Annotated in this window: 20 protein-coding genes; 10 read left to right on the top strand and 10 right to left on the bottom strand. The window is 75.0% G+C overall.

From position 1 onward, the window contains the following. The coding region (locus ACFV4G_RS40740; RefSeq protein WP_380448201.1) for a BTAD domain-containing putative transcriptional regulator at nt 1-592 on the bottom strand (592 nt) is incomplete at its 3' end. A 102-nt stretch (nt 593-694) separates the two neighbouring features. Here ACFV4G_RS40740 and ACFV4G_RS40735 point away from each other — a divergent pair. After that, nucleotides 695-1,576, top strand: coding sequence for an alpha/beta fold hydrolase (locus tag ACFV4G_RS40735; RefSeq protein ID WP_380448199.1), 882 nt, complete (start codon nt 695-697; stop codon nt 1,574-1,576). 21 nt (nt 1,577-1,597) lie between these two features. Here ACFV4G_RS40735 and ACFV4G_RS40730 read toward each other — a convergent pair whose 3' ends face one another. Further along, nucleotides 1,598-2,167 carry a PadR family transcriptional regulator gene (locus ACFV4G_RS40730; RefSeq protein ID WP_380448197.1) on the bottom strand — a complete coding sequence of 190 codons (570 nt, stop codon included), beginning with the start codon at nt 2,165-2,167 and terminating at the stop codon, nt 1,598-1,600. A gap of 109 nt (nt 2,168-2,276) precedes the next feature. Here ACFV4G_RS40730 and ACFV4G_RS40725 point away from each other — a divergent pair, with 109 nt between their 5' ends. After that, nucleotides 2,277-2,717, top strand: coding sequence for a nuclear transport factor 2 family protein (locus ACFV4G_RS40725; protein ID WP_380448195.1), 441 nt, complete (start codon nt 2,277-2,279; stop codon nt 2,715-2,717). A 106-nt stretch (nt 2,718-2,823) separates the two neighbouring features. Here ACFV4G_RS40725 and ACFV4G_RS40720 read toward each other — a convergent pair whose 3' ends face one another. The 3 genes from ACFV4G_RS40720 to ACFV4G_RS40710 form a co-directional block, all read right to left on the bottom strand. Then, entirely contained in the window at nt 2,824-3,735 is a 912-nt protein-coding gene (locus ACFV4G_RS40720) for an SDR family oxidoreductase (protein ID WP_380448193.1), read from the bottom strand. Beyond that, nucleotides 3,732-4,349 (bottom strand): TetR/AcrR family transcriptional regulator, encoded by a 618-nt coding sequence (locus tag ACFV4G_RS40715; protein WP_380448192.1) that lies wholly within the window; start codon nt 4,347-4,349, stop codon nt 3,732-3,734. Before ACFV4G_RS40715 ends, ACFV4G_RS40720 begins: the two co-directional genes overlap by 4 nt. A gap of 105 nt (nt 4,350-4,454) precedes the next feature. Next, on the bottom strand, nt 4,455-5,243 hold the full coding sequence (locus tag ACFV4G_RS40710) for an alpha/beta fold hydrolase (protein ID WP_380448190.1): 789 nt from the start codon (nt 5,241-5,243) through the stop codon (nt 4,455-4,457). 176 nt (nt 5,244-5,419) lie between these two features. On the opposite strand from ACFV4G_RS40710, the gene ACFV4G_RS40705 reads away from it, so the two are divergent. The 3 genes from ACFV4G_RS40705 (at nt 5,420) to ACFV4G_RS40695 (ending at nt 7,095) form a co-directional block, all read left to right on the top strand. Then, a complete protein-coding gene (locus tag ACFV4G_RS40705; RefSeq protein ID WP_380448188.1) occupies nt 5,420-6,316 on the top strand; it encodes a LysR substrate-binding domain-containing protein in 897 nt (298 codons plus the stop codon). Nucleotides 6,317-6,490: 174 nt separating this feature from the next. Next, on the top strand, nt 6,491-6,814 hold the full coding sequence (locus ACFV4G_RS40700) for a hypothetical protein (protein ID WP_380448186.1): 324 nt from the start codon (nt 6,491-6,493) through the stop codon (nt 6,812-6,814). Further along, nucleotides 6,811-7,095, top strand: a complete 285-nt coding sequence (locus ACFV4G_RS40695; RefSeq protein WP_380448184.1) for a hypothetical protein — start codon at nt 6,811-6,813, stop codon at nt 7,093-7,095. The genes ACFV4G_RS40700 and ACFV4G_RS40695 overlap by 4 nt, the downstream gene beginning before the upstream one ends. Before the next feature lie 15 nt (nt 7,096-7,110). On the opposite strand, the gene ACFV4G_RS40690 is transcribed toward ACFV4G_RS40695, so the two are convergent. Further along, nucleotides 7,111-7,332 carry a hypothetical protein gene (locus ACFV4G_RS40690; protein WP_380448182.1) on the bottom strand — a complete coding sequence of 74 codons (222 nt, stop codon included), beginning with the start codon at nt 7,330-7,332 and terminating at the stop codon, nt 7,111-7,113. Between the two features lie 157 nt (nt 7,333-7,489). Between ACFV4G_RS40690 and ACFV4G_RS40685 the strand changes: the two genes are divergently transcribed. The 3 genes from ACFV4G_RS40685 to ACFV4G_RS40675 are packed head-to-tail and all read left to right on the top strand — an operon-like array spanning nt 7,490 to nt 9,356. After that, nucleotides 7,490-8,209 (top strand): sigma 54 modulation/S30EA ribosomal C-terminal domain-containing protein, encoded by a 720-nt coding sequence (locus tag ACFV4G_RS40685; RefSeq protein ID WP_380448180.1) that lies wholly within the window; start codon nt 7,490-7,492, stop codon nt 8,207-8,209. After that, nucleotides 8,206-8,529, top strand: coding sequence for a hypothetical protein (locus ACFV4G_RS40680; RefSeq protein ID WP_380448179.1), 324 nt, complete (start codon nt 8,206-8,208; stop codon nt 8,527-8,529). The genes ACFV4G_RS40685 and ACFV4G_RS40680 overlap by 4 nt, the downstream gene beginning before the upstream one ends. Nucleotides 8,530-8,552: 23 nt before the next feature. After that, nucleotides 8,553-9,356, top strand: coding sequence for a class I SAM-dependent methyltransferase (locus ACFV4G_RS40675; RefSeq protein ID WP_380448177.1), 804 nt, complete (start codon nt 8,553-8,555; stop codon nt 9,354-9,356). 15 nt (nt 9,357-9,371) lie between these two features. On the opposite strand, the gene ACFV4G_RS40670 is transcribed toward ACFV4G_RS40675, so the two are convergent. Further along, complete coding sequence (locus ACFV4G_RS40670; protein ID WP_380448175.1) at nt 9,372-10,259, bottom strand: NAD(P)-binding domain-containing protein; 888 nt, start codon at nt 10,257-10,259, stop codon at nt 9,372-9,374. Between the two features lie 81 nt (nt 10,260-10,340). Between ACFV4G_RS40670 and ACFV4G_RS40665 the strand changes: the two genes are divergently transcribed. Together ACFV4G_RS40665 and ACFV4G_RS40660 are read left to right on the top strand one after the other, a co-directional pair. Beyond that, nucleotides 10,341-10,748: a MerR family transcriptional regulator gene (locus ACFV4G_RS40665; RefSeq protein ID WP_380448173.1), complete on the top strand. Its 408-nt coding sequence runs from the start codon at nt 10,341-10,343 to the stop codon at nt 10,746-10,748. 11 nt (nt 10,749-10,759) lie between these two features. Further along, nucleotides 10,760-10,891 (top strand): hypothetical protein, encoded by a 132-nt coding sequence (locus ACFV4G_RS40660; protein ID WP_380448171.1) that lies wholly within the window; start codon nt 10,760-10,762, stop codon nt 10,889-10,891. A 202-nt stretch (nt 10,892-11,093) separates the two neighbouring features. Here ACFV4G_RS40660 and ACFV4G_RS40655 read toward each other — a convergent pair whose 3' ends face one another. From ACFV4G_RS40655 to ACFV4G_RS40645, 3 genes are all read right to left on the bottom strand, one after another. Then, nucleotides 11,094-11,582, bottom strand: coding sequence for a MarR family winged helix-turn-helix transcriptional regulator (locus ACFV4G_RS40655; RefSeq protein ID WP_380448169.1), 489 nt, complete (start codon nt 11,580-11,582; stop codon nt 11,094-11,096). Nucleotides 11,583-11,636: 54 nt separating this feature from the next. Beyond that, on the bottom strand, nt 11,637-12,284 hold the full coding sequence (locus ACFV4G_RS40650) for a hypothetical protein (RefSeq protein ID WP_380448203.1): 648 nt from the start codon (nt 12,282-12,284) through the stop codon (nt 11,637-11,639). Next, nucleotides 12,284-13,320, bottom strand: a 1,037-nt coding sequence (locus tag ACFV4G_RS40645; protein WP_380448167.1) for a 2-isopropylmalate synthase, incomplete at its 5' end; no start/stop codon positions are given. The genes ACFV4G_RS40645 and ACFV4G_RS40650, both read right to left, overlap by 1 nt.

Raw genomic sequence — 13,320 nt, 5'->3', positions numbered from 1 at the left:
GGTCGGGGACGGCCCGCGCCGCCCGCCCGAGCGCGAGCAGCGCCCCGGCCCGCCGCTCGACGGCCTGGAGCCGCAGCTCGGCGAGCCGGGCCCGGTCGGCGCGGGCCCACTCGGCCCCGCCCGCCTGCACCGCGCCCGCCTGCGCCCCGCCCGCCTCCGCGTACGCGGGGCCGCGCCACAGCGCCAGCGCCTGCTCCAGCTGCGCCACGGCCTCGGCCGGCGGCAGCGCCGGGGCCCTCTCCACGGTCGCCTCGAAGCGCCACGCGTCGACGGCGTCGGGCGCGGCCCGCAGCGCGTACCCGGGGCCGTCGGTCACCAGGAGGCGGGCGGGCGTGCGCGGGGGCCGGCCGGGTTCGAGGGCGCGGCGCAGCGCGCCGACGAAGGTCTGGACGGCGCCGACGGCGCCCGCGGGCGGTTCGTCCCACAGGTCGTCGACGAGCCGGGCGACGGGCACGACGCGCCGCCGGGCGACGATGAGCCGGGCGAGGACGGCCCGGTGGCGGGGGCCCTTGAGGTCGAGCGGCGCACCGTCGGCGTCCTGCGCCGTCAGCGGCCCGAGGACGCCGAACCGCACCCGCGTCACGTCTTCCATTCCGGGCTCCACGGTACCCGCCCGGTGCGTGCTGATCGTCCGCTGATTCGGGCGCGGGAGGCTCGTCCCGTACCCAGTCACCGCACGAGAGGACGAGTTCTCATGACGCAGACCATTCCCGGCTTCGAGCACCACCGCGTCGAGGTCGCCGAGGACGTCCGCCTGTTCGCGGCCGTCGGCGGTTCCGGCACGCCCGTCGTGCTGCTGCACGGCTTCCCGCAGACCCACCTCATGTGGCGGCACGTGGCCGCGGACCTGGCCGCCGGCCATACCGTGATCTGCCCCGACCTGCGCGGCTACGGCGCCAGCGACAAGCCCGCCGAGGCACCGGACGGCAGCGCCTACGCCAAGCGCACGATGGCCGTGGACGTGGTGGCCCTCGCCCGGGCCCTCGGGCACGAGCGGTTCGCACTCGTCGGCCACGACCGCGGCGCGCTCGTCGCCTTCCGCGCCGCCCTCGACCACCCGGACCGCGTCACCCACCTCGCCTCGCTGGACGTCCTGCCGCTGCTCGACACGTGGGACGTCATGCGTGGCACCTCCGCCGCCGTGGGCTTCCACCTCTACCTGATGGCCCAGCAGCCGGGCCTGCCGGAGCGGATGATCGCCGCGTCGGCCGATGCGTTCTTCGGGCACTTCCTCGACGTGTGGTCGCGCGATCCCGCCGCCATTCCCGACGAGGTCCGGGCCGCGTACCTGGCGGCCTGCCGGGAGGCCGTCCCGTCGATCGTGGCGGACTACCGCGCCTCGGCCGGGATCGACGTCGCCCACGACACCGCCGACCGGGCGGCGGGCAGCCGGCTGCGCATGCCCGTGAGCGTCCTGCAGCAGGACTGGGGCGCGGCGCTCGGCTTCGACGCCGCCGCCCTGTGGCGCGCGTGGGCCCCCGATCTCGTCCACACCACGGTCGACTGCGGCCACTTCATGGCCGAGGAGGACCCGGCCCGGGTCACCGCCGCCGTACGGGACCTCCTGCGGCGCTGAGCGCCGGACGTGGTGAGGCCGTCAGCGGCGGGCGCGGGCGGCCTCGCGGGCGCGCAGGGTGGCGATCGTGGTGTGGCACCAGTCGCGGTTGCCCCGTTCGAAGGCGAGGCCGCGCAGGCAGGTGAGGTAGGGGCCGATGCGCTCGCCGTCGCGCAGGAAGTCGTCCTCCGGGAGGTCGCCGCGCATGGTGCGCAGCATGCGTTCGAACAGGTCGACCTTGGCCTGGGCGAAGGCCGCGCGCTCCGCCAGCCGGGCGATGAGGGTCGCGGGGTCGACGTGGTCGACGGTGCGGACCTTGACCATCAGGTCGTCGCGGACGAAGGAGGGCTTGGCGGAGGCGGCGGCGAAGTCGTCGAGTTCGGCGAGGCCAGCGTCGGTGACGCGGAAGACCCGTTTGTTGGGCCGGTTGTCCTGGATGATCTCGCGGCCGCTGATCAGGCCGTCCTTCTCCAGGCGGGTCAGCTCGGCGTAGAGCTGCTGGGGCTGGGCGTACCAGAAGTTCGCCACGCCGAGGTCGAAGGTCTTCGCCAGTTCGTAGCCGCTGGCCTCGCCGTCGAGCAGCGCGGCCAGGACGGCATGCCGTAGTGCCATCGGTCGGATTCCCTTCGGATCGCCCCTGTTGCCGGACCCGCCGCCCATGGTACTCATGAAAATGACTACTCACATTCATGAGTACCGCCAGTCCTCGGGAGAGTGCACCGTGACCGCCACCGCCGCCACCGCCGACCGCTTCCGCGCCGCCGTCGAGAACCGCGACGCCGCCGCTCTGGACGACCTGTTCACCGACGACATCCGCTTCTACAGCCCGGTCAAGTTCGTTCCCTTCGAGGGGAAGCCGATGGTGCTGGGCCTGTTCGGGGTCCTGCTGCGCACCCTCGAGGACTTCCGCTACGTCGGCGACCACACCGGCACCGCGGAGACCAGCGCCGACGGCACCGAGGCGGACACGTCCGTCCTGCTGTTCCGGGCCACGGTCGGCGGCAAGCAGATCCACGGCATCGACCTGATGCACTTCGCCGAGGACGGCCGGATCAAGGAGTTCACGGTGATGGTCCGTCCGCTGTCGGCCGCTCAGGCGCTCGGGCAGGCGGTCTTCGCGGGCCTCGTCGCCGACGGCCTCGTTCCGGCGGCCGCGCAGTAACGGCAGCCGTGCAGTAACGGCGGTCGCGCAGTAACGGCAGCCGTGCAGTGACGGCAGCGGTGCAGTGACGGCGCCCGCGCAGTGACGGTGCCCGAGTTGCCCGCGGTCAGAGCGGCTCGCCGAGCGGCCCGTGCTCGGCCTCCAGGTTCGCGGCCCAGTGTGCCGCCCAGTCCGGCTGCGTGCCGTCGGCGTCGGTGAACCCGTACTCCCGGTACAGGCCCCACGTCGCCAGCGCCCGGCCGGACTTGGCCATGACGTCCGGGTCCGCGGCCAGGGCCGCCACCGCCCGGCCGAGGTACGCCGGGGTCTCGGAGCGGGCGAAGTGCGGGTCCGCCGCCACGCCGTCGCGCCAGGTCGCCTCGGTGACGCCGAAGTGGTCCAGCACGGCCTCCGAGCGCAGGAACCCGGGGGTGAGGGCCACGGCCGCGACGCCGTGCGGCTTGAGCTCGGCGGCCTGGGCGACGGCGAGCCGGATCACCGCGGACTTGGCGAGGTCGTAGAAGAACGAGCCCCGGTAGCGGGCGGTGTTGCCGTCGGTGACCTCGACGACGAGGCCGCGCTTGCGCGCGACCATCAGCGGGAGCGCGAACCGGCTGGTGATCACGTGGGTCTCCACGGCCTGGCGCAGCAGCCGCAGGCCCGTCTCCACGTCCTGCTCCCAGAGCGGGTGTTCCCAGTCGACGAGCGGATCGCCGCCCCAGACGGAGTTGACCAGGACGTCGAGCCGGCCGTCCTGCTCGGCGGCGATTCGCTCGACCAGGGCCGCGACCTCGTCCGGGCGGCTGTGGTCGGTGCGGACGGGGACGCCCAGGCCGCCCGCCGCGGTGACGCGTTCGGCGGTCTCCTCGATGGTCTCCGGGCGGTCCAGGTCCGAGCGGGTGCCGGTCGTGCTGCGGCCGGTGACGTACACCGTCGCCCCGGCGGCGCCGAGCTCGACGGCGATGCCCCGGCCCCCGCCCCGGGTGCCGCCGGCGACCAGGGCCACGCGTCCGGCCAGCGGCCGGCTGTCGATCGTCATGATTCCTCCGTGACTCGGGTGCGGCGGGCTGTCGTGTACGGGAGCAGGAGGGCGTCGATTTCCTGCCGCAGCCGCTCGGGCAGGGTCCCCTCGCGGTCGAGTGCCCAGTTCAGGCCCGTGCCGGCGGCGAGCGCCTGCACCGATCCGGCGAGGGCGGACACGTCCGTCCCGGGGGTGAGCTCGCCGGCTCCGGCCGCCTCCGCCAGCAGGGCCTCGATGGCCCGGCGCTGCGCCAGGTGCACGGCGAGGGCGTGCTCGTGGAGCTCCGGGTCGGTCAGGTCCAGGCACAGGAACGCCAGGTGGTTGGCGAAGGTCTCGGGCAGGGCCATCGGCGCCGTCGACTCCACCAGCAGGGCGGTCAGCGCGGCGAGCACCGAGTCGTGCCGCTCCCGCACCCGGGCGGGCAGTTCGGCGACGTCGTTCGCCGACTGCCGCGCGAGCGCCACCAGGAGCCCCCGTTTGGAGCCGAACCGCTGGACGAGGGTGCCGGGTACCAGGCCCACCTCCCTCGCCACGGCGGCCAGCGTCAGCCCCGGCGGCCCCACCCGCCCCATCACCTCGGCGGCGGCCCGCAGGATCACGGCGTCGTCGACTCCCCGGGGGCGGCCGGCCATCGCGCACTCCTCTTCTTTAATAAATGCTCGTTCATTTATTAAAGCGCGCCGACGGGTGGGGAGCAACCGTTGCCTGCGGGGCCGTCGCGCGGCCGACCCTCCCCGTCACGCCGGGACGGGCGCCATCCGGGCGACGATGCTGCGCAGGAGCGCGTTGAAGGCGCCCGGGCGTTCCTGGTGCGGCATGTGGGCGGCGTCCTCGATGGCGTGGAGCTCGCCGTGCGGGGCGAGGTCGGCGAGGGTCCGCGACACCTCGACCGGGATCTCGGTGTCGAGGCGCCCGTGGACGAACGCGGCGGGCACGGCGAGGCCGGGGAGGGCCGGGCGCGGGTCGTAGGTCAGGGCCTCGGTGAAGAGGGCGTCGATGAAGACGCCCGAGTCGAGGAGCTGGCGCACCGTCCAGTCGGCGACGGCCGGACCGCTCGCCGGGCCGAACCAGTTGGGGACCCAGGCGGCGACGGTGCCGGCGCGGTCCTCGGCGAGGCCGGCCAGCAGGGCGTCGAGCTGCGGGGCCATGCCCTGGCCGGGCCAGTGGGCGGGGCCGTCCACCGAGACGACGCCCCCGATGAGCCCGGGCGCGGCCAGCGCGGCCTCCAGGGCGAAGGTGGCGCCGATCGAACTGCCGACCAGCACGGGCCGGTCGAGGCCGAGGTGGTCGACGAGGGCGAGCACGTCGGCGACGTTCCCGGCGACGTGGTTGCCCTCGGCCGGGTGGTCCGAGCGGCCGCAGCCCCGCCAGTCGACGGTCACCGTGCGGTGGTCCGCGGCCAGGCCGGCGACCTGGGCGCCCCAGACGCGGCCGCTGGAGCCCCAGCCGTGCAGGAACAGCAGCGGGCGGCCGGTGCCGTGGTCCTCGTAGTGCAGTTCGATCCCGTTGATCCGCGCGAACGGCATGACGTGCTCCTCAAGTCCGGTCCACCGTCGGTGCGGTGGCGCAGGACCATCACACCAACCGGGCCGGCCGCGACCAAGGAGCGTTCCGCGCCTACACTCATCGGTGATCGTGATGAATCGCGGTGATGATTCGCCGTGATGATCGTCGGGGTGGTCGTCGAGGTGGGGGCTCTCGGGTGGAACTTCGTCAGATCCGGTACTTCCTCGCGGTCGCCGAGGAGCTGCACTTCGGCCGTGCCGCCGAGCGCATGCACATCGTGCAGTCCGCGGTGAGCCAGCAGATCCGGCGCCTGGAGCGGGAGTTGGGCGTCGACCTGTTCGACCGCACGACGCGGAGCGTGACCTTGACCGCGGCCGGCAGCGTCCTCGTCGACCGGGCCAGGGCCGTCGTCGCCGCCGAACAGGCCGCGCTGGACGCGATCGCGGCGCACCGGGCCGAGAACGCGGGCGGGGTCGCCGCGCTGCGCATCGGCACCAACGTCGGCCTCGGCGCCCGGCTCGAACGGCTGCTGGCGGCGCTGGAGCGCCGGGCGCCGGAACTCGCCGTCGAACTCGTCAGCGCCGCACCGGCGGACCGCCTCCAGCGCGTGCGCGACGGCGGGCTCGACGCGGCGTTCGTCCGCGGGGTGACCCGCAGCCCCGGGCTGGAGCTGGTGCCGGTCTGGCGGGAACGGTTCGTCGTGGCGCTGCCGGCCGGGCACGCGCTCGCCGCGCGCGAGACCGTCCGCCTCGCCGACCTGGCCGGGATGCCGCTGCGGATCGCCCCGCGCGAGGCCAACCCGCACCTCGTCGACCTGGTCCTCGACGCGTGCCGCGCCACCGGGTTCGAGCCGGTGCTCGGCCCGGCGTTCACCACCGACCAGGACACCCTGGCCGCGATCGGCGCGGGCGGCGGCCACTGGACGGTCTTCTACGCGACCCAGGCCGAGGTGCTCCCGACGATCCGCACCGTCTTCCGCCCCCTCGCCGGCCCGGACGCCCCGGCCATGCCGACCTACCTCGCCGTCCGGCCCGACGCGCCGGCCCGCACGGTCACACCGCTCCTCGACGCGTGCCGCGACGTAGCGGAGTAGCGGGGGAGCGGAGTTCCCCTTGCCCGAGCGCGGCGAAACGGGGTAGTCGCGGGCGCACCCGGCGCGGTACGGACCCCGGGTAGCGATCGCCCGGCTGCGCGTGGGCCTCCGGTGGCCCCGGTCAAGAGCCCGGAGCGTGCCTCCCGGGGTGCTTCGTCGCCTGGAGAACGCCGAGTGCGTTTTCTAGGATTCGGTGCCGATTCCAAGGGTCCCCACCCGGCATCCGCCCTGAAATCCAAGGCTGCGACCACTCCATGGCACACCCCCTCACCCTCTTGCAGACGGCGGCCGGCCTCTCCCACCCGCGACGTCTGCCGGCTCGGCCGGCCGCACTGGCTGGACCGGGCCACGGGCGACGCCGGCCTGCTCGACCAGCCCTTCACCGACGAGGGCACCGCCCACGTGCTGCGCGGCGCCGTCCACCTGCCCGACGCGCCAGGCCCGGCCGGACTCGTCCTGCTGCGCGACAGCGCCCCGCCCCGAACGGACCCGCCGTGACCGAACCCGAGCACCCCCTCCTCACCCTCCCCGACCTCGTCGCCCACGTCGGCGCCATACTGGCCGTCCCCGCGCTGGCCGTCCGCCTCGCCGCCCGGGACGCCCAGCGCCCCGAACTCGTGCCGGTGGCCTGGACGATCGGGGCCGCCGGCCTGCTCACGATCGCCGTGGGCGTCGCCCTCTCCCTCCTGCGCTCCACCCGCCCGAGCCCGGCGGTGTGGGGGCTGCTGGTCTTCTGGGTGCTGGTCACCAGCGTCATCCTGCTGGAGGCGTGCGGCTGATCGACGGATTCACCGTCAGAGCCGAGGACCCGGCCGGTCCAGCCGCCAGGCCGGCGCGTGGACCGCCAGCCACCGGCGCCGGACCTGCCTCCTCCCATCGTCCAGCAGCCGCGTCAGCCGGACCTGCAGCCCGAACCGGCCGCCCCCGTCGAGCGGCACCCGCACCTGCTCCACCACGCCGCCGACGAGGCGCGCGGCCGCGGCCCGCAGCCCTTCGATGTCCGTCGTCCCCTTCATCGCGCCCGAGTATGGGGACGGATGGCGCCGTCGTGCAACGGAAATCGGTCCTTTCCGCCGCGATGGGGCCGTTGGCCTCTTGTGGTGGGAGTGGCGGGCGCGCAGCGTAGGGGGTGCTGTTGGGCGGGGTCCACCGAGTGGCAGGAGGATGGCGGAGATGAGCACGGACATCGCGGTGGTGGCCTTCGGAGGGGTGTCGCGCGAGGTGCTGGCCGAGGGCCGGGCCCGGGTCGCGGCGGCGGTGCAGGGGGCCAACGCGCTCGTCGAGGCGCTGAAGGTCAGGCTGTCGGCCACCGGCGCGGGCGTTCTGGCGCAGGTGAACGCCGAGGTGGACGGCCGCCGGGTGCGGGTGCAGACGGCGGCGCCCGGTTTCGCGGAGGCGGTGGACGGGATCGGCGAGCGGCTGCGGCGGCGGATCGCGGCGGTCGGCGGGGCGTGGAAGCCGCGGGCGTGGACGCCGGGAGGGTCCGAGGAGGTGTCCGTCCCGGACGGCTCCCGGCGGATCGTCCGGGTCAAGTCCCCGTCTCTGGTGTGGTGTTCGCCGGACGCCGCGGTGCGCACCCTGGACGCGATGGACTACGACATCCACCTGTTCACCGACCCGGCCACCGAGACCGACGCCGTCGTCTACCGCACCGGCCCGACCGGCTACCGCCTCGCCCGCACGACGGCCGCCGCCCCGCCGCACCGCTGCGCCGTGCCGCTGACGCTCCACCCGCGCGGCGCCCGCCGCCTCACCGACGACGAGGCCGTCGCGAGTGCGGAGGCCGCCGAACTGCCGTTCCTCTTCTACGCCGACCCGGTCACCGGCCGCGGCCGCGTCCTCTACCGCCGCTTCGACGGCCACTTCGGCGTCATCGCGGGCGGCCGGCCGTGAGCAGACCCCGGTACGACCGCGCGGTGGGGAACGACGGCTCCGACGAAGGACTGCCCGAGGGCTGGACGATCGAGCGCATCCGCACCGCCTCGGGGGACTCCGAAGCCGAACTGCTCTCCCTCGCCCGGCTCGTCGTCGTCGAGGTGCACGGCCGCGCCGACCACGAGACCCTCCGGCCGAGCATCATCATCTCCTTCCACGGCCTCTGCCTCGTGAAGGCCGGCGACGACTGGTACATGGGGGACCTGGACTCCGACGGCTCGATCTCCTGCTGGTCCTCCTACGGCCCCGACCTGGGGGAGGCCATCCGCGGCCTGTGACCGTCCTCTGCGAGAATCGGCGCATGGCTGATCACGACGAAGACCGCGGCTACCTCCTCGACAACCGGCGGGCGGAGGCCGGCGTCCGCTTCGACGCCCTCGCCGAGATCTTCAACCCGGTGACGTTCGGGCACGTCGACCGGATCGGCCTCGGCCCGGGCATGCGGGTCTGGGAGGTCGGCGCCGGCGGCCCGTCCGTCCCGCTCGGGCTGGCGGAGCGCGTCGGCCCGACCGGGACGGTGGTCGCCACCGACATCGACGCCTCGTGGACGAGCGGCATCGCCGACGGCACGATCGAGGTGCTCACCCACGACGTCGTCGCCGACCCGCCGCCGCCCGGCGAGTTCGACCTCGTGCACGCCCGGCTCGTCCTCGTCCACGTCCCCGACCGCGCCGAGGCGCTGCGCCGCATGGTCGGGGCGCTGCGCCCCGGCGGCCGGCTCCTCCTGGAGGACGCCGACCCCGCGCTCATGCCGCTGATCTGCCCCGACGAGTCCGGCCCCGAGCAGCGGCTCGCCAACCGGCTGCGCAACGGCTTCCGCGAGCTGATGGCCTCGCGCGGCGCCGACCTCGCCTACGGGCGCACCCTGCCGCGCGTGCTGCGCGAGGCCGGGCTCGCCGACGTGCAGGCCGACGCGTACTTCCCGATCACCTCGCCCGCGTGCGCGGTGCTGGAGGCCTCGACGGTGCGGCACGTCCGGGGCCTCCTGGTCGAGAAGGGCCTCGCGACGGACGAGGAGATCGACCGGCACCTCGCGGCCGTCGAGAGCGGGAAGCTCGACCTGGCCACCGCCCCGCTGATCTCGGCCTGGGGCCGCCGCGTCTGACGTTCCGTCCGGTCCTCAGGCGGCGAGCAGGTCGACCAGCGCGGACACCCCGTCCGGCCCGTGGCCCGCCTCCGCCGCCCGGCGGGTGAGGGTGAGCGCGGCGTCCAGGACGGCGGTGTCCAGGCCCCGGGCGCGGGCCGTGTGGGCGACGTGCGCCAGACCGGCTGCGGCGGAGGCCACGCTGCTGCGGTCGCCCGGGTGCCGGCGGTCGTCGGCGCGCCGGGCGAAGTCGTCGATCAGCGGGGGCAACAGGAGTGGCAACCCCTGGGCGTACGGCGCGAGTTCGGCGCCGCTGATGCCCTCGGCGCGGGCGAGCGCGAGGGCGTGGACGTACCCGTGCACGGTGGTCCAGAACAGGTCCAGCAGGGCCGCGTCGAAGGCCGCCGCCCGTCCTGGGTCCGTGCCGACGTGGCGCACGGTGCCGAGGGCCCGGAGCGTCTCCCGGTGTTCGGTGAAGGCCTCGGGGTCACCACTGAGCAGGATCGTGCCCAGGGGGCTGCCGATCGTCGGGGTGGGCGTGAGGATCGCGGCGTCGAGCAGGCGGTAGTCACGGGCGTCGGTGGCGTTGGCGCGGGCGTCGTCGGGCGCGATCGAGGTGGCGTTGACGAGGGTCCGGCCGCGCAGCGCCGCCGCGGTGGTGTCCAGGACGGCCCGGGCGGCCGGCTGGTCGCGGACGCAGAGCAGGACGAGGGGGGAGCCGGCCACCGCCTCGGCGGCGCTCGCGGCCGACCGCGCACCGCGGGCGATCAGGTCGGCGTCCCGGCCCGGCGTGCGGTTCCACACGGTGGTCGGATGCCCGGCGGCCAGCAGCGCCCCGGCGAGGGCCCGGCCCATCGGGCCCAGGCCCAGTACGGCAACGGCGGTGCGGGCAGGGGTGGTTGAGGAAGATCGTTCGTTCGGCATGCCGGTTACGCTAGACCTTCACGCCGACGTCAGAGTCAAGCCGGGACGCGGCGCCCGTCCCGTCCTCAGGAGGTGCCCGCGATGCGGATCGGAGAGCTCGCCCGGCGGACCGGCGTCACGCCGCGCGCCCTGCGTTACTACGAGGAGCAGGGGCTGCTCGCCCCCGAGCGCCGCCCCAGCGGCTACCGCGAGTACGGCGAACGGGACGTGGACGCCGTCCACGGCATCCGAACCCTCCTCGCCGCCGGACTCAACAGCGCCGCGATCGCCGAGATCCTGCCGGGCCTGCCGCTCCCGGGCCGCCGCCGCCCCGGCCCGACCTGCCCGGAACTGTTGGAGGGCCTGGCCCGCGAACGCGCCCGGATCACCCGGCAGATGGACGAGCTCGCCGCTGCCCGCGCCCTGCTGGACGAGATCATGGGTGCGGACGCGCCGAGCGAGGCGATCCGCCGGCGCGGAGCGTCGAACGCTTCTCCGTCGCGCGCCTGAGTGACCACGCAGTGAGTCCAAACACCGCCCACCTCACCGCCCCCGGAGCCCTCAAGGCCGTCGCCGCGATCGCCGGCCCCCGGGTCAAGCGCGCGGTCGCGAAGAACCTCGACGTCCTGAAGGGCATCCTCGAAACCCGGTAACCGTGCGCCGGCTCGCCCGGCCTGCGGTGGTCGTCCTCGGCACCGCGGGAGCAACCGGGCGGTGCTCCGCGTCGACTCCCAGACCTGGAACATCACGCCGACGACCGTCATCTGGCTGTCGACCGAGGACGGCGACTGCCCGTCCACATCCGCCGGAAGACGGGTGAGGACCGTCAGGGGCCGATGTCCACCGGGGCGCCGGTCAGTCCCATGCCGGGTCCTCCGCGAGCTTCTCGGCGATCCGGTCGTGGAAGCTCCGGCGCTCCAGCGCCCGCTCGACGTCGGCGACCACCCGGCTCAGCGGGTACGGGATCTCGGCCTCGATCTCGGCCAGCGCCGCCTCGGTGGCCCGCCACTCCGCCGCCAGCCGGCCGGTGATCGCGCGGGCCTCGTCGGTGAGCGTCACCTTCTTGCTGCGCGCGTCATCGCCCGGGACGGTCCGCACCCAGCCCGCCGCGCGCATCGCGGCGACCTTCTGACTGAGTGCCGAGTGCGTCCGCCCGACCGACTCGGCCAGCTCGGTGATGGTCATCGGCCCGTGGGTGTGCAGCCGCAGGAGCTCCATGACGAAGGTCGGCTTGAGCCCGTCGATCCGCGCGTCGGCGTAGACCCGGCCGATGTCCGCGTCCATCGACGCCTGGAGGAGTCGGAGGGGGCGCCAGAGGCTCTGGAGGGTGGGGTCTTCGGTCATGGCGCAGATCGTAACAGCACTTATATAAGTACTGTTACGATTCGCGGCGTGCTGTCAGCCCCCATAGGTGCGGCCGAGATGGGCCAGGTACTCCTCGGCGCCGCCGTGCCCGCCGTCCTGGGCGCCGTGGCGGTGAACGTCCATGCGTCCGTCGGAATCTAGCCGGACGGTGGTGGTCGCGCGACGGGTGGCCGCGGTGTCGGCCGGAACCGGATCGGCGAGCACCGGGACGTCCGGGCCGAAGGCGACGGCCGCGTCGGCGGGGGTGGGGGACGGGAGCTGCCCGGTGCGGTTGGCACTGCTCACGTAGAGCACGGGGAACGGCTCCAGGAGGTCGGCCAGCGGCTTCCACAGCGCACCGAAGAGGAGTGTCCACCCGTCCTGGGTGGCCGGGGCGAGCCACGGCGGCGCGCTCCCCGGCTCCCGGACGGGGACGAGGAGGGTGACGAGCTCCTCGTCGAGCAGCCGGCGGGCGAGCCGGAGCGTGGCCGGGCCGAGGTCGAGGAGCCCGGCCAACCGGCCGAGCGTGTCCGGGTGGTGGGCCCACAGGGCGACGGCCTGGCCGGCCGGCCGCCGCTTGGCGAGGTTGACGGCCTCCGGCCGGGTCGCGGTGACCACGCAGGTGAGTGGCGCCGGATTGGGCAGGACGACCGCCCGGCCCTCGGCGAGGGCACGGCGGACGGCGGTGGCGTCGGACAGCATCACGGGTGGACCTCCACGTGGGCGGCGCCGTCCAGGTACGCGGCGAAGGCGTGCTCGTCGACGACCGCGCGACCGGCCCGGAACGCCTGGCGCTTGACCCACGCCGTGGCGGCCCTGGCCCCGGCGGCGTCGAGCCGGTGGCCCAGCCGGGCGGCGACCGCGGTGACGACGCGGGCGCTGGCCAACTGGGTGAGCACGACGCTCGGTTCGATGCCGAGGAGGGCTCTCGGGTCGTACGGCTGGAACAGCTCGGGATCGACGAACGGCGTGCCGGTCGAGATGGTGCCGACCCCGGAACCGACCACCGGGGTGGTCACGGTGAGCGGCACGCCGGTCTGCTCGGAGACCATGGCGGCGAGGGCGGGCAGCCGGGTCAGGTCGGGCGCCCGCCACCACAGCCCGGGGCCGTCGCCGGGCAGGCCGAGCAGCCGCGCGGCGCGCTCGGGCGCGTGGGCGAGCAGGAACAGCACCTGCTCGGTGGCCACCATGCCGGAGCGCTCCGCGAGCCCGAGCCACGAGGCCGAGACCACCCGCACACCCGCCCGGAGCGCCTCCAGGGTGTTCGCCAGCCCGAGGCCCAGGTCGTTGTGGAGGTGCGAGCCGAGGACGGCCTCCGGCCCGGCCGCCGCGCGGACTCCCGCGAACATCTCGGCCGCCTCGACCGGCAGTTGCCGCCCGACGGTGTCCGCGAGGATCACCGTGCCGGCGCCGAGGGCGGTGAACTCCCCCGCGGCGTCGCCCATCAGCCCGTGCTCCGCCCGGGAGGCGTCGGCCAGGCACACGTCGATCGCGACCGCGTCGTCCAGGTCGCGGGCGGCCTTGACCAGGTCCGCGCCCTGTGCGAGCGCCTCCCGCGCGCCCTGGTGGACCATCACCCGGGCCATCGCCTCGGACGCGGGCACGACCGCCATCACCCTGGCGAGCACGGTCCGGCGCACCGAGGCGACGGCGAGCCGCACGTCGGCGGGCGCGCCCCGGCACACCGCCGCGCCCGACACCCGCCCCCCCGCCGCCCCCGCCACCAGCCGCACCCCCG

The organism is Kitasatospora sp. NPDC059747 (genome assembly GCF_042732955.1).
In the GTDB taxonomy this organism is placed as follows: domain Bacteria; phylum Actinomycetota; class Actinomycetes; order Streptomycetales; family Streptomycetaceae; genus Kitasatospora.
The sequence above is the reverse complement of the archived record's forward strand: the minus strand, read 5'-3'. Positions and strand labels throughout refer to the sequence as shown.